Below are 26,073 nucleotides of genomic sequence, written 5' to 3'. Positions count from 1 at the left end.
CACTGCTTAAGGTTTTTTGAACCCTACAGGGAATTTGAGATTTTCTTGATCTGATTAAATATATAGAGACAGTTGATTTACATAATTTATATTATGTGAACTAACTGTCTCTATATTTATATGCAATGCATGTCAAACGAATCAGTTGCTCCGCAGTCCCATTATTCATCAGTCCTCGCGAAGACGTACCGCCTTGGCCGCCTGACGCCGTCTAGCATCATCCAGAGCCGCATAATGCTTCTTAGTAGTATTGACATCCTTATGACCCAAAACATCCGCTACAAGGTAAATATCACCGGTTTCCTGGTACAGGGCAGTACCATAGGTGCTGCGAAGCTTATGCGGGGTGATCTTTTTTGTAGTTGTGATCTCCCTGGCATATTTTTTAACCAGATTCTCGATAGCCTGAACACCGATCCGGCGGCGTTGGGTAGAATAGAAGAGAGCGTGCTCATGGCCTGCCAGAGGCGTAATATTCTCCCTGACTTCCAGATATTTCTTCAACGCTTTTTCTACTTCAGGACCAAAGTATACAACCATTTCATTTCCGCCTTTTCGGGTAACTTTGATTCCATTGTTTTTGAAGTCTACATCCTCAACATCCAGTCCGACACATTCCGATACTCGGATCCCGGTACCAAGAAGGAGAGTAACAATAGCAAGATCTCTGTCCTTCGTTTTTTCATGGTACATCCGTTTCTGCCCGGTCAGCGTATCTCCGCAATGCTCAATATAATCCAGTAGCATGGCAACCTCATCTGTATCCAGACGAATAATATTCTTATCATGGATCTTGGGCACATCGATCAGAACAGACGGGTTGGTGGTGATCATTTCATGTTTATAATAGTAAGCATAAAAACTTCTTAAAGCAGAAATTTTACGTTTGACGCCACGTTCACCATTTGTTTCCGTTTTGGAAGAGTCCGCGGATTTATAAACTTTGAGAAATTCTTCATATTCCTCAAGATCAACAGCCTTGACCTGATCCAGAACATCAACTGTGAAATCCGACATGGTTTTGTCTTTGAACATTGGATTTTGCTCCAGTAAAAACTGGAAAAATATACGAATGTCATATGCATAGGAAATTCTGGTCTTGGTTGTAGTCGTTGCATCAATAGCCCGGAAATAATCCCTGCAAAATGGCGGAAGCGTTTTTAAAACCTCACGGAGTTTTAAAGTATTGTCAATGTCATTTTGTTCGTGGTAAGTAATTTTGTTATCCATAAAAACTCCTTAATATATAAATTTGCAGGAAATACCTGAAACACCTGTTAAAAGAAGTGGTTTTACACTCATCTATATCTATACGACAAACCCGAGTTTTTCAAATAGATAGGTAGTATAAACAGCTACTTCCTGCAAAATTGCCTGTTTTTGATAAATTTTCAAGTAAATAAAGTGCCTCCTTATGGAAGCACTTTTTATTATTATTTGTCGTTACCCTCTGAGGTTTTCATCAAAAATAACGGTAAACGGTCCGTCATTTTCCAAAGATACTTTCATATCTGCACCAAAAATTCCGTGTTCCACAACCGGAACCTGTTTACTGGCTTCCGAAATAATATATTCATATAATTTATTTGCTTCATCCGGTGCACCGGCTTCTATAAAGCTTGGACGATTTCCCTTACGGCAGTTTGCATATAAGGTAAACTGTGAAACCAAAAGCAATTCCCCGTTTACATCTGCCAGAGACAAATTGGTCTTTCCATTTTCATCCTCAAAAATACGAAGTCCCAAAAGTTTTTTCAGATACCAGTCTGCATCCTCTTTGGTGTCCTCACGGCCAACGCCGATCAGAACAAGAAACCCTTTTCCGATTTTTCCGACAATTTCTCCGTCTACTTTGACTTCTGCATGATTTACACGCTGAATTACAAATTTCATAACCTGTTCTTCCTCCGTCTCCGTCTGTTTTTCTGCTTCAATCGAAAGCCTATATATTTCGCCTGAATAAATTTAACTAAAAATGTAAACATTCGTTTAATTTCATCCCAAGCCCCGGACCAGATTCTGTTTTTTTCCGCTTTTACTGTAACTTCCTGTGCTTTTGATACGGATTTTTTCACCGGCATTGGCAGGACCTTTCCGGAAACGGGGTCTACACAATCAATATCTCTATAAAACTCAGCATCTGCAGACATATCTTTTTCATCAAGACTACGTCCGATCAGCTTCCATACGGCAGCATTCAGCACAGCAAATACCGGAACTCCAACGATCATTCCCGGAACTCCAAATAAACCACCACCGACCATGATTGCAACAATAACCATAAAGCTGGACAGTCCGGTCGACTCACCCAGGATCTTTGGTCCAAGGATATTTCCGTCAAACTGCTGAAGAATCAGAATAAAGAGCAGGAAATACAAACTCTGAATGGGATCTACCAGCAAAATAAGAAGAAAACACGGAACTGCTCCCAGATATGGCCCGAAAAACGGAATAACATTTGTAACACCGACGATCACACTGACCAGAATCGCATATGGGGTTCCGATGATCGATGTTCCAACATAACACAATACACCGATAATTGCGGAATCCAGGATCTTTCCGCTGATAAATCCACCAAAGGTTTTATGCGTAAAACGCATGGAATGAACAAGAAAGGTTGCCCATTTGGTTGGAAGAACTGCATAAACAGCCATTTTTGCCTTGGCAACAAATCCCTCTTTATCCGCCAGTATATAAAGAGATACGATCGCTCCAATAAGGAAATTCTTCAAAAAAACAAGAAGATCCAGAAAGCTTGCGGATATATTTTTCATCATAAACTGCATCTGGGGAAGGATCGTATTTGTCAGATACTCCTGTAATCTGCTGGAATACTGATTGATCTGGCTGATCATATCCGGATTCAGTTTCCATCCCTTTTCCACGACGGAATTTAACCAGTTTTCCACTACACTTACGTAATGAGGAAAACTGTAGATAATATTCATGATGCTTCGAATCAATTGAGGAAGGATCATCATGACAAGGGCATAAATGACCAGAAACATAAGAAATACAGAAAGGATCACACAGATCCAGCGTACTACTTTCCTCCCCTTTTTCTGAAATGTTGTATTCCTTTTTTCAAAAATCGGAAAAATGATCTTCCGCTCCAGAAAATTAACAATGGGGGTTAGCAGATATGCTATGGCAGCTCCGTAAATGATCGGCGCCATAATACCGAAAAATGTTTTAATTCCGGTAATCAGAGATTTCATATGGAAAATCCCGTAATAAAATAAAATACTGGCAGCAATAACCAGAAATGCAGTCACACCTAACTGCACATAGCGATGGTTCCAACGAATTTTCATAGTAATTTCCTCCACCAGGTGATTATAACATAGCATCTCTGGTTTGTGTCTAAAAAAAACATAAACATTATTTTCCAATAACCTGCAAAGATAAATTCCGACTTCAGGGTATCGCGCTAATACAGAAAACACCCCGCCATAAAATGGCAGGGTGCCTAAAAATCTGATGTTTATTTTTTCAGGCTGTCATAAATGTGAATGGCTTCGATAATTGCCTTCGCAGTTCCATCAATGCCAAGCTTGCTGCTATCCAGACAAAGATTATAGCTGTCCGCAGATCCCCATTTCTTGTTGGTATAATAATTATAGTAGCTGGAACGGCTTTTGTCTGTTTTGTTGATCATGTCCTTGGCCTCTTTGGCATTTTTATTGTATTTCTGAGCAATACGGTTGATACGCCAGTCAAGGTTTGCATGAACAAATACACTGAAACAATCCGGATTATCTGCAAGTGCATAATCCGCACATCTGCCGACCATTACACAGGGACCTTCTGAAGCCAGCTTCTTGATTGCCTCAAACTGTGCAAGAAAAATCTTATGGTTCATAGGCATGTCTGTAAATCCGGCTGAGGAATACCCAAATGAATAAGTATCCATTACAAGAGAATAAAGAAAACTGTTTGTTGGCTTCTCATCATGATGCTCAAACAGCTCCTTGCAGATCCCACTGTCATTGGCTGCGTGCTCCAGCAGCTCTTTATCATAGCATTTGATTCCAAAATATTTAGCAACTTCCTGGCCGATCTGTCTTCCGGCGCTGCCATATTTACGACCGATAGTAATAATAGAACTTGTTGTATTGTTACTCATAACAGCCACATCCTTTCTGCTCAGATTCAGCGAATTTGCAAATATTAACTCCGCTTCCTCTTTAATATAGTTATTATACACTATATTCCACAAGTTTTCCAGCTATTTTCGCAATTTTGTCAGCAATTTAACAAAATATTCCGGAAGTGGGGCTGTAAATTCCATATATTCCCCGGTACGTGGATGAACAAATCCAAGGATCATTGCATGAAGTGCCTGTCCCTCCAGATGATAGGGATTTCTGGATGAACCATACACCGTGTCCCCAAGAAGCGGATGTCCGATACTGGCCATGTGCACACGGATCTGGTGGGTACGACCTGTTTCAAGACGACATTCCACATACGTGGCCTCGCCAAAACGTTCCAGCACTTTGTAATGTGTTATTGCATCTTTACCATTTTTATGATTGATGGCCATTTTTTTACGATCTGTCGGATGCCGTCCAATAGGTCCCTCTATTGTTCCCTCATCCTCTTTCAGATTTCCCTGCACAACTGCCCGGTAGCGTCTGCGGATACTGTGACATTTCAGCTGTTCTGCCAGATCCCGGTGAGCAATATCATTTTTGCATACCAACAGTGCCCCGGTGGTATCCTTATCAATTCTGTGGACAATTCCAGGCCGCATCACTCCGTTAATACCGGAAAGGCTGTCACCACAATGTGCCATAACTGCATTGACCAGTGTTCCCTGATAATGCCCGGCTGCAGGATGTACAACCATCCCTTTGGGCTTATTAACGATCAGTACATCTTCATCCTCGTAAAGAATATCCAACGGAATATCCTCCGGAACGATATCCGGCTCACTGGAATCCGGGATCTCCAGATGGATCCTGTCATTTTCACGGACCTTATAATTAGATTTGGCAGCCTTCTCTCCCACGGTAATCTGTCCTTCTTTCAGAAGTTTCTGAAGGAAAGACCTGGAAAGACCGCTGTCTTTCTCAGCAAGATAGCGGTCGATTCGTATACCTGATTCTTCTTTTTCTACTGTATAATCATATATTTCCATTTATATCTCCTACAAGAACAGATAAATGCATTATATCTCTGCCCGGATCACTGTTTGATATTCAGAAACGCAAAATCATCATCTCTGTATTTCGTGCATACAAACAGGATCAGAAAAATTCCACTTACAACCACATAAACATCCGCAAGATTAAATACCGGAAAATCGATCAGGGAGAAATAGATAAAATCGATCACATACCCTCTGAAAAAACGATCGATAAAATTTCCCAGTGCACCAGCTGCAAGTACTGTAGCAATGGTGAGCAACGGCAGATAAAACCGCTCTTTCGGAATACGGATCCATGCATAGAGGATCACTCCCAGAAACAGTACACTCACAATGGCAAAAAAGAGTACACTTCCCTGAAACATTCCAAACGCAATTCCCCTGTTTTCCGGATAGAGATAATGAAGTTCAAGTACGCCAGGAATCAGCGAAACCGATGGTTGTCCTTTCAGATACAGATATGACAGCCATTTTGCTCCCTGATCCGCAGCCACGAGTAAGATCAGCAAAAAAATGTCCCCCGACATACACTTACTAAAAGACATTTTCTGATGATGGTTAACACGACTGATCATAGAGTTATCTCCTGAATACAGGAAAGCATTTCTTCATCGGTAACTGTTTTGTCGATCAAGCTTTTTCCGATACCATCCATCAGGATAAACCTGATATGTCCCTGTTCCATTTTTTTGTCTTTCTTTGTTGCGGAAAGAACTTCTTCCGGGATAAGACCATCTACATGCACCGGAAGATCGTAATCCGAACATCCCTGGCAGATTTCCTGATATTCTTCTTTGGTCAGAAGTCCTCGTTTCATGGAAAGATATGCCGCAGCTACCAGTCCGACTCCCACACACTGTCCGTGGAGCAGGGTGAAATTCTTAAGTTTTTCTACTGCATGCCCCACAGTATGTCCCAGGTTAAGAAGCGCACGCTCTCCCTGTTCCTTAGGATCACGCTCCACAACGCCTGCTTTGATCTCACAGCATCTGCGTACCATTCTGGCAATCCGTTCCATATCCAGCTTTTTGATCCCTTTCTGCTCACAGCATACATAGCGGAAAAAATCTCCATCACAGATCAATCCTGTTTTTAAAATCTCACCCATTCCGCAGGCAAACTGTTCTGCCGGAAGCGAAGAAAGAGTGCTTAGATTCATATATACAAGACGTGGCTGGTGAAAAGCTCCTACCATGTTTTTGTACTGCTGAAAATCTACGCCGGTTTTTCCGCCAACGCTGCTGTCTACCTGTGCAAGCAGTGTTGTCGGTACCTGAATGAAGTCAATCCCCCTGAGATAAGTTGCCGCGCCAAATCCGGTAAGGTCGCCTACCACACCACCGCCTAATGCAACAAGCAGACTTTTTCGGTCAAGACCATTTTGGATCAGGGCCTGATACAATGCCGAAACGGTATTAAGGTTTTTGTTTTTTTCTCCTGCCTCAAAGGTGAACACAGAAATATCGGAACTTACCTCACTTAAAACCTGTTTTACAGATTCTTCATACAGTGGTCCCACATTAGAATCTGTTACAATGCAGATTTTTCTGTCAACAAGTCCTTCTTCCTTCATAACCTGTGCCAGATTAGAAAAATCTTCTTCAAAACAGATGGGATAATGAAAATCACCTTCTCGTTTTACAAGTAATTTTGATGCTGTCATTGCGTTTTCCTCCTAGCTGTTCAGATATAAAGCAGAATCCGTACTCCAAGACGTCCTTTTTTTGTCTGACGGGATACCCCATCATAAATAAAACGTCCCTTTTTCCGAACGGATATGATGTCTCCCTCTTTGGGCTCATAACCATTGGATGTGATCAGTTTTCCATTTACAAAAACAAGCCCTTCTTCAATACAATGCACAATACTGCTTCTGGAAGTCCCAAAAGCCAGTGCGATCAGAGAATCCAGGCGTACGGACGCACAGGTTCCACTAACTGGTTTCAGTTCCGGCCTCGGAAGATCACCCGGATCTTCTATCTTCGACGCCACAACTGTGGTATGTCTTACACGACACAGATTCTCCAGAAAAAAATCTGTCATCTGACGCAGACAAAAAAAACTCGCAGTATGATCTTCTATAAGAATATCCCCAACAACACTCCTGTCAACCCCAAGATTCAGGATCGCTCCCAAATAATCCCGATGTGTCAGATCTTCTGAAAATTTCACTGCTTTTGGCTCAAGCCGGATACAATCAATGGGATAATCCCATGTAAAAGCAAGAGCATCAGGGTGAAAGGCTACCATCTGACGCTCTGCATTCTCATATCCGCCAAAACCTTCCGCTGTAACACCCAGCTTATGAAAATTCTGACTGTTTAAAATATTCCGTTCATTTAAATTAAGAAAATCCGTAAATGTGGTAATATCTCTCTGATAGGCCAGATTTGCCAGTTCACGGATTCTCTTAACAAAAAGTTCTTCTTTATCCATGAGGTTAATAACCCACTCTAACAGACGGCACAGAACCGCCAAGGATATTCTGAAGATCACCTGTAATATCTACATTATATGGTCCAAGTACAAAAATATAGCTGGATACCTGCTGAAGGCTTCCTCCAAGTGAATAACATGCACCGGAAGTAAAATCGATGATCCTCTGTGCAAGCTCCACATCGATTCCTTCAAGATTCAGGATCACGGTAGAATTATCGACCAGTGTATCCGCAATTTCTCTTGCTTCCTCCATGGTTGTAGGCTTGATCACACAAACTTCCATATTTGCAGCCTGGGAAGAACGCTTGCTTGTACGCATTGGGGTGATTTTGGAAGAAGGTGCCGGTCTGGAAATACGTTCCTGCCTTGCCGGGGCCTTGGCTGCAGCTGTCTTTGCAGATGACTTGGCAACAGGTGCCTTAACCGTTTCATCTTCCGGCTCATCATCCAGAAAATCCTCTTCCTCGTCATTTTTTTTCTTGGAAAATTTCTCAAAAAATTTCTTCTTTGGTTTCTCTTCCATATCATCATCTTCATCGAGGAAATCGTCCTCATAATCGTCCTCATCCTCAAGAAGGCTATCATCTAACAATTCGTCATCGTCATAATCGTCGTTCAGTTTGATGGCATCTAAAAACTTGTCTAAAACGCCCATTTTAAATCTCCAATCTTATTAGTCTTATAATGCGTAATTTCTTGCACCAAAAATACCAGTGCCTACACGCACCATCGTAGCGCCCTCCTGCACGGCAACCATGTAATCTCCGGTCATTCCCATACTCAGAACACTCATAGTAACATTATTAATGTTTTTAGCAGCAATGTCAACACTTAATTTCTTAAGTTCACGGAAAATTTCGCGATTTTCCTCTGCATTATCAACATAGGGAGCAATTGTCATGAGCCCCTTTATCCGAATGTGTGAAAAATCTGCGATCTGTTCTATAAGCGGTAAAACTTCTTCCGGTTTCAGACCAAATTTACTTTCTTCCTGCGCTACATTTACTTCTATAAGGATCGGAACAATAACCGCTTTTTTCGCTGCTTCTTTTTCAATCGTCTCGGCCAGGCGAAGCGAATCTACAGAATGGATCATTGCAACTTTATCCACAATATATTTTACTTTATTACGCTGAAGATGTCCGATCATATGCCATTTGACATCTGAAGGCATCTGATCATATTTATCCACGATCTCCTGCACTTTGTTCTCTCCAAAGACACGTGCTCCGGCATCATAAGCCTCCTTCAGCATCTCCACCGGTTTGGTTTTGCTTACTGCGATCAGTGTGACTTCATTCGGATCTCTGTTAATTTTATTGCAGGATTCATTAATATTTTTCCGCACCTGTGCCAAATTTTCCGCTACCATGATATAAATCCTCCTTTAATTAGTAAAGTATATCCTGTTCACTTACTTTATCTGCATTTTTCACAATACGGTCATATCGGACAAGCCCATTATAGGTTTCCTTTGATACAACCGCATATTCCTCATTTTCATCCAGGATCTCGATCCGGCGGAATACCGCATATCCCTGATTGACACAGAAAACTCCCTCCAGAACTTCTGTATCTCCGATGATAAACTTCTCTCCACTATCCGGCTCAACAAGAGCATCGCCTTCTTTAAATTTATTCTTGTCTACGTAATAAATATAGCTTGTTTCCTGTGTTTCTTTGTCTATGATCTCATCACGGCCATAGATACCGGCACTGACAAAGGTTATCGTACTGTCGCCTTTTTTATTTCTTCCGGAAAGCATAAATCCGGATTGCTGTGTTTCATCATCCGTCGTAAGATATTTGGAAGGTATTGCATAAAACTCCTTCGTTACGATAGAAGATAACGGGATCTTTAAACCTGTCACATTGTTCGTGACAAGTTCTATTTCCAGAAACCGGTCTGACGCATATCGAATCAGTCCCTTATTAAAATCAATCTTACCGTATTTAGCCCCATCGATCTCCATGATCGAAAAGTCTCCTGTCTGCGTCAGATCATCTTTCAGGAACTTGACACGGATCGATGTACGCTCCTTCAGATTAGCAGCCTGCTTCTCACTTAAAGGAATCAAAAGACTCCAGCGTTCATCTGTAATGATCGTATAAATATCATCTCCGGCCTTTATCTGTCCATCTGTTTTCAGATCCGTTTCCTGATAGGAATTCTGATCAAAATCAGCAGCTGTGACATTATCAACGGTTTTGGTTTCGTAGCCATCTGTAGAATACAGGATGATCCCGTCTGTCTGCGCACGGCGGATATTCGGATCACTGGAAACTATTGTTGTAACTGTGGCTTCCTCTCCATCTTCAGACGTCGTGCTTGCAGAAGAAGCTCCCGAACTGTCTGAAGCATACTGAAGGATGCTTCCATTGAGCTGATATTTAAAACTATAGGCACTGTTGAATTTGCTGGGATCAAATCCTTTGGAAAAGCTTTGCATATTACTGCGTATATCCGCCAGTTCCTCTCTGCTCAGAGAGGTTACATTGTCTGCAGATCTTGAACTGTTCAGGCTGTAGACAGCACCGTTGGCATTGATCTTGGTACCTTCCCTTGCGTAATATGTAACGTAACCGCCCGCATCTGCCTGCACTACGTTCTCTGTCATGATCGTCAGCCCTGTGTATGTCTCATTCATGGATAACGGACCGGAGGGAACCTGATAAGATTCCATATGAGAAGCTGTAAGATAAAGAATCACACTAAAGATCATATAGATAAAAATTGCTCCGAACATTACAGTTCCAATGTTCAGACCAAAAATTTTACGAAGCTTTGCTAAGAATCCCGGAGTTTTTCCGGAATGTACTTTATTATCCGGCAAATGAATGCCTCCTTTACATCGTTCATCTCTTAAAGTTCGTTTTATTGTAACATTTTATTTAAATGAATACAAGCTTTAAAACGTGCGAACATACTTTCCGAATATCCGTTTGCCATTTTTTCAAAAGTATGTTATACTATTCAAAATATAATTTCGTGATGCTGTCATATTATGGTCGACAGCAGATAAAATCAACCCAGGGAGGTAAGTACACATGACATATGGCAGAATCAGTAAAAAGCAGCAGGAAATACTGGATTATATGAAAAATGAGATCCTTAACAGAGGTTTTCCGCCCTCCGTCCGTGAAATCTGTGAAGCAGTAAACCTGAAATCCACATCTTCCGTTCACTCCCATCTGGAAGCTCTGGAAAAAAACGGATATATCCGCAGAGATGCCACCAAGCCCCGTGCGATCGAGATCATTGATGATAATTTCAATCTGGTCCGCCGCGAGGTTGTCAATGTTCCTCTTGTAGGCACTGTTGCTGCCGGACAGCCGATCCTGGCAGTGGAAAATATCGATGCTTACTTTCCGATCCCGGCTGAATATATGCCCAATGAACAAAGTTTCATGCTGACTGTCAAAGGCGACAGTATGATCAATGCAGGTATTTTTGATGGAGATCAGGTTCTTGTAAAGCAGCAGGCAACAGCAGAAAACGGCGACATGGTAGTTGCTCTGATCGATGATTCTGCAACAGTTAAGACTTTCTACAAAGAAAATGGTTATTATCGACTTCAGCCGGAGAACGACAATATGGAACCGATCATCATCACCGGTAATCTGCAGATCCTCGGCAAAGTATTTGGTGTATTTCGTTTCTTTTCATGAAAATATAAACAACAGATCCCACCCAATGTAATGTGATCTAAAAAGAGAGATATCTTTAAGGTAGCTGTACAGCCCCACAAAGATATCTCTCTTTTTTTCAGCAGAAAACTTCTGCTTTTTGATTTCTTCTTATTTAGTTCACATAATATTTTTACAGTAAACCAATATAACAAATTTTACTCATTCTCACCAAGAAATTCTTCCGCATCAAGAATCTTGCCGTCTCTCCAGATCCTCTCAAGATCGTAGAAAAGTCTGTTTTCCTCATCAAAGATATGGATGATCATGTCACCGTAATCCATGAGGACCCAGCTGGAGTTTCTGGTTCCCTCGATCTGTTTTGCTTCATATCCGGCACGGCCAAGCATTTCATCTGCATTGTCAACCATTGCCTGTACCTGATTCTGGTTGGAAGCACTTGCGATCACAAAATAATCTGCGATCACGGAAACCTCATGGATATCAATGATCTTGATATCCTTTGCTTTTTTATCATCCAGTGCCTTGCAGGCGATCCGGACCATCTCTTTTTCGATACTCATAGAATTTTAATCCTCCTGTCTGTTGGCTGCATCCTGCATTTTTCTGTCATGGAGTTCTTTATAATAAACATAAGCATCCCTGGTCGTACTGTCAATTTCCTTGGGATTTTCCTCCAGATATTCCAGTGTATCCTTTAAAATCTCATACATACACTCATCCAGATCTTCAAAAGCAATCTTTCGCACCTTCGCAAGATTCGGAGCTTTGTCACGCATTGGTTCAATATAGTCTGAAATATATACGATCTTCTCAAGAAGGCTCATTCCCGGTCTTCCTGTTGTATGATAAGTGATCGCTGTCAGGATCTCTTCGTCTTTAATATCATATTTACTGCTGGCCACATAAGCCCCCAGTTTGGCATGAAGAAGAAACGGATGATCCTTTTCAAAATCTGATACCGGAATATCATGCTGGCTGCACAGCTTCAGTTTCTTTTTATTAGGAATACACTTTGCACTGTCATGAAGAAGTCCTGCAGCCTGTGCATCCTCCAGATCATAATCATAAACCATGGCAAGCGCAGCACAAGTGTACATAACCCCCATTGTATGCTCAAATCTGGCCTCATCCAGATATTTGGAAAGTTTCTTTTTTATCTTGATAAAATCATATTTTCCCATCTGAATCATTTCCTTTATAGATATCGTTTTTCTCAATATAGGAAATCACAGGCTTGGGAACATAATAGCGGAGACTCTGCCCGCTTTCATGCCAGGAACGGAGCAGCTCACTGGAAACATCAATATTCATGGTATCCAGTCGAATAAAATTCCCGTTATACTTCTGTGACAGAAGTTGCATCTGCTGATCAAGTTCCTTCAATGGAGTATGATCTCTGGTTGCCACTACCAGTACTGCTTCCTGACAAATGCGTTCCGGTTCCATCCAGGTATCAAAATTAAAAAGCGAATCTGCACCGATGATAAAATAATACTCTGTGTCCGGATTCGCTTTATTCAGCTGTTCCAGAGTCCGGTAAGTATACGTATAGCCTTCCTCATGCATCTCGATCAGAGACAGCTCAAAGTGAGGATTATCCTCTATGGCAAGACGGACCATTTCCGCACGCTGTTCATCAGTCGCTCTGCCCTTACGGTTCCGTTTATGAGGTGGATTTCCGCAGGGCATGAACAAAACTTTATCAAGCTCAAGCTGTTCATAGGCTTTTTCTCCCAGGATCAAATGCCCCATATGAATGGGATCAAAAGTACCACCCATGATTCCTATTTTTTTTGTTGCTTTGCTCATTTATAACCTCCCGAGATTACGGAAGAATGATTTTTTTCTTGTCCTTTTTACCTTCTCTGTAGAGAACGATCTTTTTACCGATCACCTGTACTACCTGAGATCTTGTTCTCTCTGCAAGAACCTGTGCCATTTCACGTGGATCCTCCAGACAGTTCTGAAGAACGCTGATCTTGATCAGCTCTCTTGCTGCAAGAGCTTCCTCAACAGCAGCGGTATTTTCAGGAGTAAGACCACCCTTGCCAAGCTGAAGGATCGGATCCATTGTCATGGCAAGGCCTTTTAAATATGCTCTCTGCTTACTTGTCATTGTCATACCTCTTATTTATAATAATCAAAATCAAAGCCATACATACGAACCGTATCGCCTTCCTGGATACCGGCTTTTTCCAGTTCCTCCAGGATACCGCCCTCTTTCAGGAATTTCTGGAAGAAGGCAAATCCCTTCTCAGAATCCAGATTTGTATAGCCAAGCATTTTTTCAATCTTAGGACCTTCCACAAGGAATACTTCCGGATCTTCCTCGCTGCGCTCCACAGTAAACGGAAGATTTTCATTTACAAGAACATCTTCCGGGAAGAATTCCTGTTCAAACACTACCGGTTTCATCGGGCTCTTATCTAGAAGCTCTTTCACATGGAAAAGGAGTTCTCTGACACCCTGCCCGGTAACGGCTGAGATTGGATAAACCGAAATACCCTGTGGCTCAAATTCTGCTTTCAGTTGATCAATAGGGCTTTCTTCGCCATCATCAAAAATACAGTCAATCTTGTTGGCTGCGATCACCTGCGGTCTTGCTGCAATTTCCGGATTGTAGGCCTCCAGTTCTTTATTGATCTTGTGGATATCCTCCACTGGATCACGACCTTCTACGGAAGCGGCATCTACAATGTGGATGATAACTCGTGTACGCTCAATATGACGGAGGAATTCATGTCCAAGTCCCACACCTTCCGATGCACCTTCGATCAGTCCCGGGATATCAGCGATAACAAAGCCGCCGTTATCAGTATCTACAACTCCAAGATTAGGGCTCAACGTTGTAAAATGATAGTTGGCGATCTTCGGCTGTGCATTTGTCACACGGGAAAGGAAAGTAGATTTACCAACATTCGGAAATCCTACCAGACCGACATCTGCGATCACTTTAAGCTCAAGGAGAACCTCAAGTTCCTGAGCCGGCTGTCCAGGCTGGGCATATTTCGGTACCTGCATGGTAGCTGTTGCATAGTGCTGATTGCCTTTTCCACCACGACCGCCCTTTAATACGATCTGTCTGCGATTCTCACCGGACATATCCGCGATGACCTTGCCGGATTCCGCATCCATGATCACCGTACCTTCCGGAACCTTCAGGACCACATCCTTACCGTCTGCACCATGGCAGCGTTTTTTACCGCCTTCCTGGCCATCCTCAGCTTTATATTTTCTTCTGTGTCTGTAGTCTCCAAGAGTATTCTGGCCCTCGTCGATCTCAAAAATCACATCACCGCCACGGCCACCATCGCCGCCATCCGGCCCGCCATTGGGTACATACAGCTCACGTCGGAAGCTTACATGTCCGTCGCCGCCTTTACCGGAGCGGATAATGATCCTTGCTCTATCTGCAAACATATTACACCTCTATTCCAAAAAAAGGCTCCAAACCGGATCGATTTGAAGCCTTTTACCTATTTCATTACTCTGCGTCTACAGGAACGATAGAAACCTGTTTCTTATCGCGACCTTTTCTTGTGAATCTTACGACTCCGTCTGTAAGTGCAAATAAAGTATAGTCTTTACCGCAGCCTACGTTTTCACCTGGGTGAATCTTGGTTCCGCGCTGTCTGTAAAGAATGTTTCCGGCTTTTACAAACTGTCCGTCTGCTCTTTTCGCACCTAATCTCTTAGACTCGGAATCACGACCGTTCTTTGTAGAACCAACTCCCTTTTTATGTGCGAATAACTGAAGGTTCATCTTCATCATTGTTGTTACACCTCCTTGACTTTTACTGTCAAATATCGATTGTTATAACTACCAGCAATTTCCGTCAGACCGAGAAGTAAGGAATCCATAAGGAGCATCCCCCGTTCAGAAAGATCATTTCTGAAATGAATGGAAACAAATCCATCCTTTTCCTGCACATCAAATTTATCATCTGTGAATTTCTCAAGAGAATTCACCGTGGTAATGATCAGTGCAGATACCGCAGCACAGACAATATCCTGTCCGGCTTCTGCATAACCGGCATGTCCCTTCGAAATAAATTCTTCGTAAGATCCGTTTTTCTTTCTGACTTTAATTGTAATCATGATGACACCAGATTAACCGTTAATCTTTTCGATCTTAACTTTGGTGTACTGCTGTCTATGTCCGTTTTTCTTGTGATATCCAGTTTTGCGTTTGTATTTGTAAACGATGACCTTGCGATTCTTACCGTTTTCAACTACAGAAGCGGTAACACTGGCATCTTTTACATCCTCGCCAACCTTTAATCCGTCATTGCTGACTGCGATCACGTTGTCAAATGTTACGGTTTCACCAGCTTCTACACCGAGCTTTTCAACTTTAATTACGTCACCCTCGGCAACCTTGTACTGTTTACCACCTGTTGCAATAATTGCGTACATCTGTGGCACCTCCTAATTATTTACTCGCCAAATTCGGTGGCTCCTGTTCTGAAACTGAAGCTCTTTAACCTCTTTGTGCGGCATACTCGATTATCATAACAGTGACATACTGTTATGTCAATAGTTTTTTTGATATTTTTATTATTTTTTTGTAAGCTCACGAATGTCCTCGATCACCGGACGTCTTACTTTCTTTCTGGTCATTTCCAGGATATGCAATGGTGTGATATCAATGGCCCTGCTCTTTATCGGATCCTTTCTGAGAAGCTTCTGTAAAACATGAAAGAGTTCATCTCTGTGATCCGGATTTTCCATGTTGATAAAATCGATCAGGATAATACCTGAAAGATTACGCAGCCGTAACTGCCGGCCGATCTCCGCAGCCGCTTCCAGATTGATTTTGCGGAAGGTTTCTTCCATTTTCTTCTTTCCGGTATATTTTCCACTGTTTACATCAATGGATACAAAGGCCTCCGTCTGCTGGATCACCAGAAATCCGCCGCTGTTCAGCCATACTTTTTCTTTCTGGATCGCATCCAGTGCAGTTTCCACGCGATACAGCTTATAAAGCGGAAGAAGTTTGTCCTGATAAAAACGAAGCTTTTCTTTAAGCTCCGGGCTGATCTCTTCCAGATATCCCAGGATCATTTCTCTGATTTCCGGCACGTCGGTAATGATCTCATCCAGGTCACGGCCATAAGCATCTCTTACAGCCGCCACATAAAATGGTTCTGTCTCCAGTACAAGACTGAAACAGGTACGGTTCCGTCCCTGAACTACGGCTTTATGGTAGCGGCCCTTCAGCCACTCCAGTTCCTTCAGGATCTCTTCTTTGGAAGCGTCTGCGGCATTGGTCCGGACAATGATACCGAATTCCTTATCCGGACGCTCTGCTTCCTCTTTCAACCATCCGCTGAGGCGATGGCGATCTTCCAGTGCCAGCTTGGAAGACAGACCAAACTTTTTATCTCCTGTAGTGAGAACAAGATATCTTCCCGTAAAATTCAGATTGGATGTCAGTGCCGGAAGTTTTCCCTTCATGGCATCCCTGCTCACCTGTACCAGGAGCTCATCTCCAGGCCGCAATGGTCCGTTTCCTTTTCTTCCTGCGGAAAAAACAGCTCTCTGTGCCTCTGCAAGAGAATAGTAGCATCTCTTTCCAGGCTCGATCTGCACAAAAGCCGCCTGGATATTGGATGCGATATTTTCGACCTGTCCGGTATATATATTTCCAAGAATGGATTTTTCCTGATCGGATTCCAGTCGGATCTCAACGATCCGTTCCTCCTCCGAAAGGGCTGCTACTGTACAGGGCACACCATGGATCTCCATTCTTGTTATGATCAGTTTACTCAATTTCCTCACCTAATGATTCCAGAGTCACAAAACGTGGGCTTGCATTCTCTCCTTTATCGGCATACATTTCCAGACGTTTCACTGTGAAGGCAAATTCCGGAAGTTCTTCTCCAATCCAGTGGAAAAAGGTGTTTGTTACCATCTCCGGCTTCGTATAATTAGAGCTTGCAGATGCCAGCATATAAAAGAACCCATTCTCTCTTACTTCCATTTTATAGATATTCGGACGAAGATCGATCTCCTTTTCGCTGCGCTTGGTCTGCTTGGTCACTTTGATCTCCGGCTGTGCCAGAAATTCTTTCACACGGCTTTTCCAGTCAATCGAAGGCTCTTTGCCCGGACGGAACTCCACAAGATAATCTGCTGCTGCCACCAGTGCCATCGCTTTACCCGCTTTTCCATCCTCTACCTTGCGGACGCTAACGATATGCATCCCCTCTGCCATCTGTTCCTCCAGACGGGCTGCGATCTCTGCAGTAGGCATATCTTCTGCCATTTCCAGGTCAAAATAATCTCCGAGACTCTCCATCCCCACTCCAAGTGGAACCGCAAAAGACATGATCATATGCGGGCTGTATCCACCGGAAAACGCTACCGGAAGCTCTGCACGACGAAGTGCTTTCTGGAAATAACGCATGGTATCCAGATGTCCCACAAACTTCATAGGACCCTCTTTGCTGAATTTAATTCTTACCTTCAAGGCAGACACCTCCTTTAAATTTCATAGCTCCACATGCGGAACATTTCTGACGGCAGTTTTCCGTCACAACACCCTCTTTTGCACGCTGCCATTCACGCTCCAGGAATCTGCGGCTGACACCGGTATCAATGAAATCCCATGGAAGGATCTCATCCAGGCTTCTTTCACGAAGTGTGTAGAATGTCATATCCACTCCGCATTCAACCATAGCTTCCTTCCAGATATCATAATCAAAATTTTCTGTCCAGGCATCGTAAAGGGCACCTTTTTCATAAGCTTTTAAAATTACATCCGCACAGCGTCTGTCACCACGTGCAAGGAAACCTTCCAGCGCTGTTACATCCGGTTCATGCCAGTTATAACGGATACTTCTCTGATTCAGCTGGGCGCGGACTTCATTTTTAACCACCTTGGCTTTTTCCACAAAATCCTGCTCTGTATACATTGGTGCCCACTGAAATGGGGTAAACGGCTTCGGCACAAAGAAAGATGTGCTGACGTTGATCTGTACCTTACCTTTACGCTGTTCTTTCGGAACTACCTCATAATAGGTCTCTGCGATCTTCTGTGCCAGATGAGCAATCCCTTTCATATCGTCTTCTGTTTCTGTGGGAAGACCGAGCATAAAGTAAAGCTTCACCTGATTCCAGCCACCCTTGAATGCTTCGCCCGCACCATGGAGGATCACTTCCTCTGTCAGACCTTTGTTGATAACGTCACGAAGTCGCTGAGAACCGGCCTCCGGAGCAAAAGTCAGGCTGCTTTTCTTTACATCCTGCACTTTACTCATAACATCCAGTGCAAACGCATCGATCCTGAGAGATGGTAAGGAAATATTAACAGCCTTTCCATGAAACTCTTCGATCAGGAAGTTTACCAGTTCTTTCAGCTGGGAATAGTCACTGGAGCTTAAGGAACTAAGGGAAATCTCTTCGTGTCCTGTATTTTTCAGCATGATACGCGCCGATTCCTTCAAAGTCTCCACATCACGTTCACGGGTCGGACGATAGATCATACCTGCCTGGCAGAAACGACAGCCTCGAATGCATCCTCTCTGGATCTCAAGAGTTACACGATCCTGTGTTGCCTTAATGTGAGGAACGACCGGTGCCTCCACAGCACGATATTCCTTTTCCATATCAATGATCAGCTGTTTCTGGACCTTCTCAGGAACACCATCCGCCGTCGGTGCAAAGGATGCGATCGTACCATCTTCTTTATAGGTAACTTCATAGAGAGACGGAACATAAATTCCAGGAATCTTAGCTGCTGCCAGAAGGAAATCTCTCCTGCTGCCGCCAACCTTTTTATTGGCCTTGTATGCATCAAAAAGTGCATCATAAACCGTTTCCCCTTCTCCGATATAAAACATGTCAAAAAAAGGTGCCAGCGGCTCCGGATTATACGCACAGGCACCGCCACCGATCACAATAGGGAAATCCTCACCACGGTCTGCGCTTTTCAGCGGAATACCACTGAGATCCAGTACCTGAAGGATATTGGTATAACACATTTCATAACCAAGAGTAATACCAAGAAAATCAAAATCACGGATCGGCTCCTGGGACTCCAGTGCAAATAACGGGATATTCTGTTCCCTCATCACTTTATCCAGATCCGGCCACGGAGAAAAAAGGCGCTCACACCAAACATCCTCACGCTGGTTGAACATGTTGTAGAGGATCATCATACCGAGGTTGGACATGCCGATTTCGTAGACATCCGGGAAGCACATTGCAAAACGGATTTCTACCTCATTTTTATCTTTCATTACAGAGTTGACTTCGCCGCCAATATAGCGGGCAGCTTTATCAACTTTGAGCAAAATTTCATCACTTAATGCTAATTTTCTCATTATATCCCTTTCTAAAATTAGTAATATTTCACAAAGAATTTAAAGATATAAAATTCAGTGAAACATCAAAAATGTTTATATTTGTAAGCCAATTCAAATGTTTATATTTGTAAGCCAATTCTTGTGTAAAAAGTTGCTATAAAATGATGCCCAAAACCCCGTTTGGTCAAAAATGGACATTTTTTCAACTTGCCAACAATGGTTATCATTACCCACAAACAGTTAATATCCTGCGGATTTTCGCGAACTTATCGTAAAGAAAAATGGCATTTTGTATATTAAAATACAATGCAATGCCAAATATCACTAATAGCACAAAATTGACATACCTTCTCCCTATTATAATCATCTATGGTTAGGATTTCAAGAAAATTGTGTTCTTAACTGTATATAGCGATTGCATCCTTGTGCAGGGAGAATAATCCGGATCCGGACTCCAGTAAGGTTTCCTGGCATTTCATCAGTATTTAAAAAGAAATTCCACCATCTGCGTATTTGCACGTTTACTTTCCTCCATTTCAGGAAAAGTTGTACTAAAAGCATGCGGAAGTTTTTTGTCCACCTCATAATCTTCAAGATGACAGATCACACCGGCTTTTTTTATCGCTTTTGCATACTGTCTGCTGTAATTTCGAAGAGTATCTCCATAAGCTGTGACCAGAAATGACGGTGGCAGGTTTCGGATAATTTCTTTGAATACATTCCACTTGCCAGACCCAGCGCCCGAATTTTCAGATCATTTGGAACAACCTGAAAAGCCTTTGCCAATTCAGGACTTTTTAACATAGCGGCCAGATATACGCACAGGCTCGCCCCCGCACTGGTTCCTGTCATATAAATATGTTCTCCGTCACCATCATAGATTTCAAAATATCTCTTTGCATTTCCCATTCCTGTCATCAGATCCTTAAGAATCTGCGGAAACAACGCTTCCGGTGCAAGCGGATATTCAAATGAGAACACCAAAAAAACTCTCTGACTCATTTCTGCACAGAACAAATGGCCCTCTTCTTTTTTCCCAAGGAGAAAACCGCCTCCTTGCAGGTTAAACATGACTGGAAGTTTTCCTTCATAATTTTTCGGGGACGGTAAATATCCATGAAATGACAGGGCTTTCCATCTCCCATATAGTCAATGTCATAAATGAGTTCCACATCTTCCGGAAACGGATATTCCGCTTCATGTTTTTTCAGAAAATTATCAAGAAGTTTTTCTTTTTTTGCGGTTTGCTGTGCAATCATTTTATTAAACATGATTTCCCCTCCAGCTATGAAACAATCTACTATTAATACAAATGAATTTTCTTCTCTACAAGTCTGTCACCTTCATACTGCAATTTTACAGAAAAAAAGCGTTTTTCTCCTGAAAGGAGCAGATCAAGAAATACCTGATCCCCCTCCCATGCCGGAAGATTCGGCACCATGGCTTTGTCAACCCAGCAAAGTTCTCCCTCATCACATTCAATCAGTTCTCCTGCATATTCATCGGCCGTGAACACACACATAAGTTCTGATTCGCATTCACTGTTTATAAATGTCACCAGGCCACGGAACTTATAGGAGGTAAGTGTCAGCCCTGTTTCCTCTTTCACCTCACGAACAAGGCATTCTTCCGGAGTTTCCTGACTTTCCACATGCCCGCCAACGCCGATCCATTTACCCTCATTCATATCATCCTGTTTTTTTACTCTGTGAAGCATCAGGAATTTATCATCGTTTTCTATATAACATAATGTCGTTGTCGTCATTTGATCCCTTCTTTCAGTTCCATCATCCTGCCACTGCCAGTGTGATATAAACCAGGATTGAGACCACACAATACAGAGAATTTGTTGTGGATGCATAAGCACTGCTCTCTTTCTTTCTCAGAAAAGTCTGCATACTGAATGTAGCAGGCGAGGACATATATGTAATAACCGCCAGGTTCAGAAGCCTGGAACCTCCTACCAAATATTTTACTGCCATGAGAACTCCCGCAATCATCACTGCCTGCAAAAGGACTCTCAGCAATATAGTTTTGAGGCAGGGGCTGATAAGTTCCGGCGCAAGTTCCATACTGTACCCAACTACAATAAGAATAATCGGCGTAATGGCCGTTGTCAGAATATTCTCCACACTGAGATAACAATTGCCAAAAGGACTGTCCAGAAGCCGGGTGATCATTCGTGTCAGTCCCACAATAATTCCAAGAACCGTTCCTATAAAAGCAGGGGTTCGCAATGCACTGTAAAACAGGCTTTTTGCATTGATCTTTTCCCCGTTTTCCGTCTGTCCCAGCATTCCCATATACACACTGAATCCAAAAAGAAGTCCCGCAATATCCAGCACTGCAATCTGTGAAAGATTTTCGCTGCCACAAAGACTTGTATACAACGGGTAAGCCATCATTCCACCTTCATAGATACAGACCAGAAACGGAAGATATTTCTTATATGGCTCGTCCATAAATCTTTTCATCCAGAATCCTGCCCCAAATGAAATCAAGAGCATCACAAACATGATCAGAACCAAAATTCCGATCTTTCCACTGTACTCTGCTGTTGCCAGTGCATGAAAAATTGCCACAGGAAGCATAATATTTGTTACCAGTGTTTTCATGTTATTGACACCACTCTGATCTAAAAGTTTCCATTTTCTGCACAGGATTCCAAGAATGATCATCGCCAGTACAGGCAAAACAATCTCCAAAACTTCCATCTCTCTGTCTTCCTCTCCATTGTCTTTAATCTTTTGTTTTTATCTGTTTCTGTGCATCTGCAAAATCTCCATCATCACTTCATATACCGCCATATTCTCTCTCACCACCAGAGCCAGGCTCTCTTTCGCCTGATTCAAAAGATGAAAAAGTTTTCGTACACTGGAATATTTTTCCGCGGAGCACCTGGATCTTAAATATCCTTTTTCGTCGTAATAATACTGTTCATCCAGCAATACAACGATCTTCTCCGCATCTCTCACTGCCTGGATACCAAGCTGTCCAGAACCCTCTGGCATCCGCTGCTGATATCCCTGTCCCGCAAAATCATTCAGAAAATTTTCCGCCTCACTGTCATTGTTGGCATACATCACCACAATATGCGGATACCATCTGGAGCTTCTTTTTTCCGGCAGATGTAACATGTTCTGGATAAAAGAGGAAAGCTCCGCATTGGTACGGATCCGGTTTGTCAGATGGAATTTCTGAATTCCCGGCAGCTTTCCCAGTCCCTCCACAATACTTCGATCCAACTCCTTCGGTGATATCACATCTTCGGAATCACTGGAAAAGATCACAGGCCGGCGCTCACTCCAGGTAAGCAGAACAGACAATTTTTCCGGGGAAAGAAGATGTGCTTCATCTACCAGAATGCTGCTGTAACAGCCAAGATCCGTCGTTCCGTCCAGCTGAGTATCTGCCAGAAAATCTATCCGCCGCAGACGTTCATGAAGAATCTTCCATTCTTTTCCCGCCTCTCCACAGTGAATGATACAGACTCTCTGGCGCACGGACAACTTCATCGCAATATCATAAAGCAACAATGTTTTTCCGGTTCCTGGAAGTCCGCTGAACCAGAAATATCCTCCTCTTTCTCCACGTATTCTCTTCAGAATCTGCCGTTCAATATCTCTCTGCTGGGAAGTAAGGAAATACTCTTTTTTGAGAAAACGCTCCGGTTCTGTCAGCGGAGAGATCAGATAAAGCTCTGCCTGAAACAGATCCTCGATATCTCCCTCATAGTCCGGGCTTTCTTTCCCCAATGCAATACATAGCTGTTTCCAGTCCCCCTCCACAATGTGATCGTGATTGGTCAGTCTCACCAGACGATCTTCACTGCTGATATAGGTATAGGATAGGATCGGTTTCCCAAAAACAGACAGATAATACCGGTTCTGGATCAGCTGTCTTCGAATAGCCTCATCCGATACACTGCCACTTTTCAGTTCAATATTTACGATCTGATCATCCTTGATCTGAAGGAGATCAAACTCCTTTCCAAGCTTCGGGATCTGGAACGAATAAAAAAGCCGGAGCTTATATACTTCTTCCATATGCAGTTCCAGTTGCTTCACCAGTACTTTCATACTTTCCAGTTCCCACTCTTTGATCCTGAGAAAAAAATCTCTGCCGGAAAGCTGGCGTTCCAGCTTCTGGACACATTCCATATTCTGATTTCTTGTAAGTGCATAGATTGATATTGCCTTCATATTCCAACCCTTACCTGCTGTTTATTTCTTTATCCGCAGTGTCCTGAGATGATCCTTCTGCTCCTGTGTGATCCGGTAGCTTTCAATGGATTTCTGGATCGTCTTGTTATGAGTCCAGATATCCATTCTCTGCTCTTCCAAGAATGGAAGGATCTTCTCATACTGTTTTGCCAGTGCTGTAGCAAAATACCAGGCTCGCATCATATTTACATAATATTCTTCCGAGCGGATCGCTGCCACTTTCTCCGGATATTCCGGTTTAAATCCTTCGTCCAGATAATGGCGCATCAGCATACCGATCCCGAACCGGATGATATACGGCTTATCCGACTCCATCCAGCGATAAATCTCCCGGATAAATATATCACGGTGTTTTTTCATCATATGGAGCGCCAGCAGATCACAGGTCGCCCAGTTATCAATATGCGGAAGAAAACGCTCCAGTTCTCCCAGACATTTATCATAATCTCTGATCTGCTCGATCAGCAGGCCATGGAGATTATTTTCCTCATAATACTGATGAGGAAGAACCTTCAGGAACATTTCGGATCTTTCTGTTTTTCCAAATTCTTTTGCAAATTTCCGGAGTATCGGTGTCCGGATACCGATGATCTTTTCTTTCTCCACAGTCGGAACCAGCCTTGCATGAAAATCCCGATATCCTGTATCCTGCATTTCAAACAGTCTTTTCCGGACATCCCGGATCATCTCTTCCTGATTCATTTATCATCCCCGCCTTTTATACCAAAGATCGCGATCAGAGAACTCACAAGCAGAAGCATGGGGTAAAACAGTTTCGGCATGATCTGAAAAGCAGAAAGCTCAAATCCCAGTTCCTTTGCCGCAGAAATGGCAACCAGCATCTGGGCTCCATATGGGATCACCCCCTGGAAAATACAGGAAAATGTATCCAGGATAGAAGCTGTCTTTCTGGAAGTGATCTTATATTCCAGCGCCATTTCCTTTGCAATGGGGTTGGCCATAACAATGGCCACCGTATTATTGGCTGTTGCGATATCCATAGTTCCAACCAGAAGTCCCATACCAAGAAGTCCGCCTTTTTTCCCTTTAAAAACTCTCTGTATTCCGGAAAGCAGTGCTTCAAAGCCTCCATGCTCCCGGATCAGCGCACACATGGCTGCTACAAGGATAGCCACCATACATGTCTCAAACATCCCGGAAACACCGGAGCCAATATTTGTCAGAAGCTCCACTGGCGTGATATGTCCTCCAAGAAGCATAATAAATGCTCCGGAGACAATTCCGATCAGAAGTACCACAAATACATTGATGCCGATAATCCCGCCGATCAGCACCAGAACATACGGAAGGATCTGCACAAGATGATAATCCTGTACCACTCTTCCCTGAATCTCTGTCTGAAAAGACAGAATAAGGATCAGGAGCAGTGTAACAACAGCTGCCGGAAATGCGATCCAGAAATTTTCCCGGAATTTATCTTTCATTTGACAGCCCTGACCGTTGCAGGCTGCGATCGTGGTATCAGAAATAAAAGAAAGATTGTCACCAAACATGGCTCCTCCCATCACCGATGCCACGCAAAATGCCATATCAAAACCGGAAGCTTTGGAAACCGCTACCGCAATAGGGGTAAGAAGCGTGATCGTCCCAACGGAAGTTCCCATAGCCACAGATACGAAGCAGGCAACTACAAACAATACCGCAACAGAAAAACGTGCCGGTATCAGAGAAAGCATACAGTAGGCCACACTTTCTGCACTGCTGCGCCCCACAACACCCACAAAAGAGCCTGCGGTCAGAAAGATCAGAAGCATGGTGATGATATTTTTATCTCCTACTCCTTTTGCCATAAGCTCCAGCTTTCTGTCAAAGCTGATCGTTCTGTTCTGAACACATGCCACCAAGATCGCAGACAGAAAAGCCACAACGATCGGTACATTATAAAATCCCATAGGGATCTTCATCACATACTCAAACAAAATCCCCAGTCCCAGATACAGGACCAGAAAAACACCGATAGGCAGCAGTGCGATCACATTTCCTTTTTTCTTCATTTCCTCCATAAAACAATTCCCTTCATCACTTATTATATTCCCGGCTTTTTTCTCCGGGTGATCTGTTTTCTATCATATCATATTTCCCCATTCCTGTCCTGCTGCTGACGGAAACTTCTTCATATTTCCGTCACGATCCTGTTATCTCTGATATTTTTTACCTTATTTAACAAGATTTTCACCAATTAAATCGTTCCTTCCGTTGAAATCCAGAGCTTTTTTCAGTATAATTGGCTGTAGACAATTGTGAAAAAGATATCCGAAGGATTTATGTTGATATC

31 protein-coding genes are annotated in these 26,073 nt (G+C 42.9%); 1 reads left to right on the top strand and 30 read right to left on the bottom strand.

Features of this window, described 5'->3' with window-relative positions:
• Positions 1 to 168: 168 nt before the first annotated feature.
• The 11 genes from CCC17_RS06925 to CCC17_RS06875 all read right to left on the bottom strand — a co-directional run bounded on the left by CCC17_RS06925 (position 169) and on the right by CCC17_RS06875 (position 10,428).
• On the bottom strand, positions 169 to 1,230 hold the full coding sequence (locus CCC17_RS06925) for a tyrosine-type recombinase/integrase (protein WP_022427274.1): 1,062 nt from the start codon (positions 1,228 to 1,230) through the stop codon (positions 169 to 171).
• Between the two features lie 213 nt (positions 1,231 to 1,443).
• Positions 1,444 to 1,893, bottom strand: a complete 450-nt coding sequence (gene dtd, locus CCC17_RS06920; RefSeq protein ID WP_015525153.1) for a D-aminoacyl-tRNA deacylase — start codon at positions 1,891 to 1,893, stop codon at positions 1,444 to 1,446.
• On the bottom strand, positions 1,890 to 3,317 hold the full coding sequence (locus tag CCC17_RS06915; protein WP_173740289.1) for an AI-2E family transporter: 1,428 nt from the start codon (positions 3,315 to 3,317) through the stop codon (positions 1,890 to 1,892). The genes dtd and CCC17_RS06915 overlap by 4 nt, the downstream gene beginning before the upstream one ends.
• Positions 3,318 to 3,487: 170 nt before the next feature.
• On the bottom strand, positions 3,488 to 4,129 hold the full coding sequence (locus tag CCC17_RS06910; protein WP_022427272.1) for a cytidylate kinase-like family protein: 642 nt from the start codon (positions 4,127 to 4,129) through the stop codon (positions 3,488 to 3,490).
• Positions 4,130 to 4,231: 102 nt separating this feature from the next.
• Complete coding sequence (locus tag CCC17_RS06905) at positions 4,232 to 5,146, bottom strand: RluA family pseudouridine synthase (RefSeq protein ID WP_015525156.1); 915 nt, start codon at positions 5,144 to 5,146, stop codon at positions 4,232 to 4,234.
• A 47-nt stretch (positions 5,147 to 5,193) separates the two neighbouring features.
• Complete coding sequence (lspA, locus tag CCC17_RS06900; protein ID WP_242872557.1) at positions 5,194 to 5,664, bottom strand: signal peptidase II; 471 nt, start codon at positions 5,662 to 5,664, stop codon at positions 5,194 to 5,196.
• A 62-nt stretch (positions 5,665 to 5,726) separates the two neighbouring features.
• Positions 5,727 to 6,818, bottom strand: coding sequence for a 3-dehydroquinate synthase (gene aroB / locus CCC17_RS06895; RefSeq protein ID WP_110103147.1), 1,092 nt, complete (start codon positions 6,816 to 6,818; stop codon positions 5,727 to 5,729).
• 20 nt (positions 6,819 to 6,838) lie between these two features.
• On the bottom strand, positions 6,839 to 7,591 hold the full coding sequence (locus CCC17_RS06890; protein ID WP_021652062.1) for a YlmH family RNA-binding protein: 753 nt from the start codon (positions 7,589 to 7,591) through the stop codon (positions 6,839 to 6,841).
• A 4-nt stretch (positions 7,592 to 7,595) separates the two neighbouring features.
• Positions 7,596 to 8,249 (bottom strand): cell division protein SepF, encoded by a 654-nt coding sequence (locus CCC17_RS06885; protein WP_173739457.1) that lies wholly within the window; start codon positions 8,247 to 8,249, stop codon positions 7,596 to 7,598.
• A gap of 24 nt (positions 8,250 to 8,273) precedes the next feature.
• Positions 8,274 to 8,966 carry a YggS family pyridoxal phosphate-dependent enzyme gene (locus tag CCC17_RS06880; protein ID WP_173745777.1) on the bottom strand — a complete coding sequence of 231 codons (693 nt, stop codon included), beginning with the start codon at positions 8,964 to 8,966 and terminating at the stop codon, positions 8,274 to 8,276.
• A gap of 19 nt (positions 8,967 to 8,985) precedes the next feature.
• Complete coding sequence (locus CCC17_RS06875) at positions 8,986 to 10,428, bottom strand: HlyD family efflux transporter periplasmic adaptor subunit (protein WP_287082788.1); 1,443 nt, start codon at positions 10,426 to 10,428, stop codon at positions 8,986 to 8,988.
• Positions 10,429 to 10,642: 214 nt separating this feature from the next.
• Here CCC17_RS06875 and lexA point away from each other — a divergent pair, with 214 nt between their 5' ends.
• The gene (lexA, locus tag CCC17_RS06870; protein WP_015525162.1) at positions 10,643 to 11,263 is read left to right on the top strand and encodes a transcriptional repressor LexA; all 621 of its coding nucleotides are present in this window, start codon (positions 10,643 to 10,645) and stop codon (positions 11,261 to 11,263) included.
• Positions 11,264 to 11,439: 176 nt separating this feature from the next.
• Here lexA and rsfS read toward each other — a convergent pair whose 3' ends face one another.
• The 19 genes from rsfS to CCC17_RS06780 all read right to left on the bottom strand — a co-directional run bounded on the left by rsfS (position 11,440) and on the right by CCC17_RS06780 (position 25,792).
• Positions 11,440 to 11,805 (bottom strand): ribosome silencing factor, encoded by a 366-nt coding sequence (gene rsfS / locus CCC17_RS06865; RefSeq protein ID WP_015525163.1) that lies wholly within the window; start codon positions 11,803 to 11,805, stop codon positions 11,440 to 11,442.
• A 6-nt stretch (positions 11,806 to 11,811) separates the two neighbouring features.
• Positions 11,812 to 12,426, bottom strand: coding sequence for a bis(5'-nucleosyl)-tetraphosphatase (symmetrical) YqeK (yqeK, locus tag CCC17_RS06860; protein WP_015525164.1), 615 nt, complete (start codon positions 12,424 to 12,426; stop codon positions 11,812 to 11,814).
• Positions 12,413 to 13,054, bottom strand: coding sequence for a nicotinate-nucleotide adenylyltransferase (gene nadD, locus CCC17_RS06855; RefSeq protein ID WP_021652068.1), 642 nt, complete (start codon positions 13,052 to 13,054; stop codon positions 12,413 to 12,415). The genes yqeK and nadD overlap by 14 nt, the downstream gene beginning before the upstream one ends.
• A 16-nt stretch (positions 13,055 to 13,070) precedes the next feature.
• Positions 13,071 to 13,361 carry a ribosome assembly RNA-binding protein YhbY gene (gene yhbY / locus CCC17_RS06850; RefSeq protein WP_021978046.1) on the bottom strand — a complete coding sequence of 97 codons (291 nt, stop codon included), beginning with the start codon at positions 13,359 to 13,361 and terminating at the stop codon, positions 13,071 to 13,073.
• Positions 13,362 to 13,372: 11 nt separating this feature from the next.
• The gene (gene obgE / locus CCC17_RS06845) at positions 13,373 to 14,665 is read right to left on the bottom strand and encodes a GTPase ObgE (protein ID WP_114001606.1); all 1,293 of its coding nucleotides are present in this window, start codon (positions 14,663 to 14,665) and stop codon (positions 13,373 to 13,375) included.
• A 64-nt stretch (positions 14,666 to 14,729) separates the two neighbouring features.
• Positions 14,730 to 15,017, bottom strand: coding sequence for a 50S ribosomal protein L27 (gene rpmA, locus CCC17_RS06840; RefSeq protein ID WP_015525168.1), 288 nt, complete (start codon positions 15,015 to 15,017; stop codon positions 14,730 to 14,732).
• Between the two features lie 5 nt (positions 15,018 to 15,022).
• Positions 15,023 to 15,343, bottom strand: coding sequence for a ribosomal-processing cysteine protease Prp (locus CCC17_RS06835; RefSeq protein ID WP_015525169.1), 321 nt, complete (start codon positions 15,341 to 15,343; stop codon positions 15,023 to 15,025).
• Between the two features lie 12 nt (positions 15,344 to 15,355).
• Positions 15,356 to 15,661 (bottom strand): 50S ribosomal protein L21, encoded by a 306-nt coding sequence (gene rplU / locus CCC17_RS06830; RefSeq protein ID WP_015525170.1) that lies wholly within the window; start codon positions 15,659 to 15,661, stop codon positions 15,356 to 15,358.
• Between the two features lie 141 nt (positions 15,662 to 15,802).
• Positions 15,803 to 17,026 (bottom strand): ribonuclease E/G, encoded by a 1,224-nt coding sequence (locus CCC17_RS06825; RefSeq protein ID WP_059085871.1) that lies wholly within the window; start codon positions 17,024 to 17,026, stop codon positions 15,803 to 15,805.
• Positions 17,010 to 17,726 carry a TIGR03936 family radical SAM-associated protein gene (locus CCC17_RS06820; protein WP_334292737.1) on the bottom strand — a complete coding sequence of 239 codons (717 nt, stop codon included), beginning with the start codon at positions 17,724 to 17,726 and terminating at the stop codon, positions 17,010 to 17,012. Before CCC17_RS06820 ends, CCC17_RS06825 begins: the two co-directional genes overlap by 17 nt.
• Positions 17,701 to 19,572 carry a TIGR03960 family B12-binding radical SAM protein gene (locus tag CCC17_RS06815; RefSeq protein ID WP_287082787.1) on the bottom strand — a complete coding sequence of 624 codons (1,872 nt, stop codon included), beginning with the start codon at positions 19,570 to 19,572 and terminating at the stop codon, positions 17,701 to 17,703. The genes CCC17_RS06820 and CCC17_RS06815 overlap by 26 nt, the downstream gene beginning before the upstream one ends.
• A gap of 460 nt (positions 19,573 to 20,032) precedes the next feature.
• Complete coding sequence (locus tag CCC17_RS15200; RefSeq protein WP_442859771.1) at positions 20,033 to 20,233, bottom strand: hypothetical protein; 201 nt, start codon at positions 20,231 to 20,233, stop codon at positions 20,033 to 20,035.
• Positions 20,173 to 20,625, bottom strand: a complete 453-nt coding sequence (locus CCC17_RS06810) for an alpha/beta hydrolase (protein ID WP_270389447.1) — start codon at positions 20,623 to 20,625, stop codon at positions 20,173 to 20,175. Before CCC17_RS06810 ends, CCC17_RS15200 begins: the two co-directional genes overlap by 61 nt.
• A complete protein-coding gene (locus CCC17_RS06805; protein WP_287082827.1) occupies positions 20,553 to 20,825 on the bottom strand; it encodes a hypothetical protein in 273 nt (90 codons plus the stop codon). Before CCC17_RS06805 ends, CCC17_RS06810 begins: the two co-directional genes overlap by 73 nt.
• A 32-nt stretch (positions 20,826 to 20,857) precedes the next feature.
• Positions 20,858 to 21,319: an NUDIX hydrolase gene (locus CCC17_RS06800; RefSeq protein ID WP_021652616.1), complete on the bottom strand. Its 462-nt coding sequence runs from the start codon at positions 21,317 to 21,319 to the stop codon at positions 20,858 to 20,860.
• A gap of 22 nt (positions 21,320 to 21,341) precedes the next feature.
• Positions 21,342 to 22,268, bottom strand: a complete 927-nt coding sequence (locus CCC17_RS06795) for an AEC family transporter (protein ID WP_287082786.1) — start codon at positions 22,266 to 22,268, stop codon at positions 21,342 to 21,344.
• A 39-nt stretch (positions 22,269 to 22,307) separates the two neighbouring features.
• The gene (locus CCC17_RS06790; protein WP_173753629.1) at positions 22,308 to 23,756 is read right to left on the bottom strand and encodes an ATP-binding protein; all 1,449 of its coding nucleotides are present in this window, start codon (positions 23,754 to 23,756) and stop codon (positions 22,308 to 22,310) included.
• 21 nt (positions 23,757 to 23,777) lie between these two features.
• Positions 23,778 to 24,479, bottom strand: coding sequence for a DNA alkylation repair protein (locus CCC17_RS06785; RefSeq protein WP_287082785.1), 702 nt, complete (start codon positions 24,477 to 24,479; stop codon positions 23,778 to 23,780).
• Positions 24,476 to 25,792 (bottom strand): Na+/H+ antiporter NhaC family protein, encoded by a 1,317-nt coding sequence (locus CCC17_RS06780; protein ID WP_114001687.1) that lies wholly within the window; start codon positions 25,790 to 25,792, stop codon positions 24,476 to 24,478. The genes CCC17_RS06785 and CCC17_RS06780 overlap by 4 nt, the downstream gene beginning before the upstream one ends.
• Between the last annotated feature and the right edge of the window lie 281 nt (positions 25,793 to 26,073).

It is taken from the genome of Blautia sp. LMAG:36 (genome assembly GCF_008680535.1).
GTDB classification, from domain to species: Bacteria; Bacillota; Clostridia; order Lachnospirales; family Lachnospiraceae; genus Blautia_A; species Blautia_A fusiformis.
Note: the sequence above shows the minus strand (reverse complement) of the source record. Positions and strands in the feature narration are given on the sequence as shown.

Excerpts from the sequence above, each read along its gene's own strand:
- CCC17_RS06815 (WP_287082787.1), bottom strand. The coding sequence starts at position 19,572 with ATGAGAAAATTAGCATTAAGTGATGAAATTTTGCTCAAAGTTGATAAA.
- CCC17_RS06880 (WP_173745777.1), bottom strand. The coding sequence starts at position 8,966 with ATGGTAGCGGAAAATTTGGCACAGGTGCGGAAAAATATTAATGAATCC.
- CCC17_RS06890 (WP_021652062.1), bottom strand. The coding sequence starts at position 7,591 with ATGGATAAAGAAGAACTTTTTGTTAAGAGAATCCGTGAACTGGCAAAT.
- rpmA (WP_015525168.1), bottom strand. The coding sequence starts at position 15,017 with ATGATGAAGATGAACCTTCAGTTATTCGCACATAAAAAGGGAGTTGGT.
- CCC17_RS06790 (WP_173753629.1), bottom strand. The coding sequence starts at position 23,756 with ATGAAGGCAATATCAATCTATGCACTTACAAGAAATCAGAATATGGAA.
- CCC17_RS06780 (WP_114001687.1), bottom strand. The coding sequence starts at position 25,792 with ATGAAGAAAAAAGGAAATGTGATCGCACTGCTGCCTATCGGTGTTTTT.
- rsfS (WP_015525163.1), bottom strand. The coding sequence starts at position 11,805 with ATGAGTATCGAAAAAGAGATGGTCCGGATCGCCTGCAAGGCACTGGAT.
- rplU (WP_015525170.1), bottom strand. The coding sequence starts at position 15,661 with ATGTACGCAATTATTGCAACAGGTGGTAAACAGTACAAGGTTGCCGAG.
- CCC17_RS06925 (WP_022427274.1), bottom strand. The coding sequence starts at position 1,230 with ATGGATAACAAAATTACTTACCACGAACAAAATGACATTGACAATACT.
- CCC17_RS06800 (WP_021652616.1), bottom strand. The coding sequence starts at position 21,319 with ATGACGACAACGACATTATGTTATATAGAAAACGATGATAAATTCCTG.
- yhbY (WP_021978046.1), bottom strand. The coding sequence starts at position 13,361 with ATGACAAGTAAGCAGAGAGCATATTTAAAAGGCCTTGCCATGACAATG.
- CCC17_RS06835 (WP_015525169.1), bottom strand. The coding sequence starts at position 15,343 with ATGATTACAATTAAAGTCAGAAAGAAAAACGGATCTTACGAAGAATTT.
- CCC17_RS06795 (WP_287082786.1), bottom strand. The coding sequence starts at position 22,268 with ATGGAAGTTTTGGAGATTGTTTTGCCTGTACTGGCGATGATCATTCTT.
- CCC17_RS06915 (WP_173740289.1), bottom strand. The coding sequence starts at position 3,317 with ATGAAAATTCGTTGGAACCATCGCTATGTGCAGTTAGGTGTGACTGCA.
- obgE (WP_114001606.1), bottom strand. The coding sequence starts at position 14,665 with ATGTTTGCAGATAGAGCAAGGATCATTATCCGCTCCGGTAAAGGCGGC.
- nadD (WP_021652068.1), bottom strand. The coding sequence starts at position 13,054 with ATGAGCAAAGCAACAAAAAAAATAGGAATCATGGGTGGTACTTTTGAT.
- CCC17_RS06910 (WP_022427272.1), bottom strand. The coding sequence starts at position 4,129 with ATGAGTAACAATACAACAAGTTCTATTATTACTATCGGTCGTAAATAT.
- CCC17_RS06805 (WP_287082827.1), bottom strand. The coding sequence starts at position 20,825 with ATGTTTAATAAAATGATTGCACAGCAAACCGCAAAAAAAGAAAAACTT.
- CCC17_RS06885 (WP_173739457.1), bottom strand. The coding sequence starts at position 8,249 with ATGGGCGTTTTAGACAAGTTTTTAGATGCCATCAAACTGAACGACGAT.
- CCC17_RS06905 (WP_015525156.1), bottom strand. The coding sequence starts at position 5,146 with ATGGAAATATATGATTATACAGTAGAAAAAGAAGAATCAGGTATACGA.
- aroB (WP_110103147.1), bottom strand. The coding sequence starts at position 6,818 with ATGACAGCATCAAAATTACTTGTAAAACGAGAAGGTGATTTTCATTAT.
- CCC17_RS06785 (WP_287082785.1), bottom strand. The coding sequence starts at position 24,479 with ATGAATCAGGAAGAGATGATCCGGGATGTCCGGAAAAGACTGTTTGAA.
- CCC17_RS06810 (WP_270389447.1), bottom strand. The coding sequence starts at position 20,625 with ATGTTTAACCTGCAAGGAGGCGGTTTTCTCCTTGGGAAAAAAGAAGAG.
- yqeK (WP_015525164.1), bottom strand. The coding sequence starts at position 12,426 with ATGGGAAAATATGATTTTATCAAGATAAAAAAGAAACTTTCCAAATAT.
- lexA (WP_015525162.1), top strand. The coding sequence starts at position 10,643 with ATGACATATGGCAGAATCAGTAAAAAGCAGCAGGAAATACTGGATTAT.
- dtd (WP_015525153.1), bottom strand. The coding sequence starts at position 1,893 with ATGAAATTTGTAATTCAGCGTGTAAATCATGCAGAAGTCAAAGTAGAC.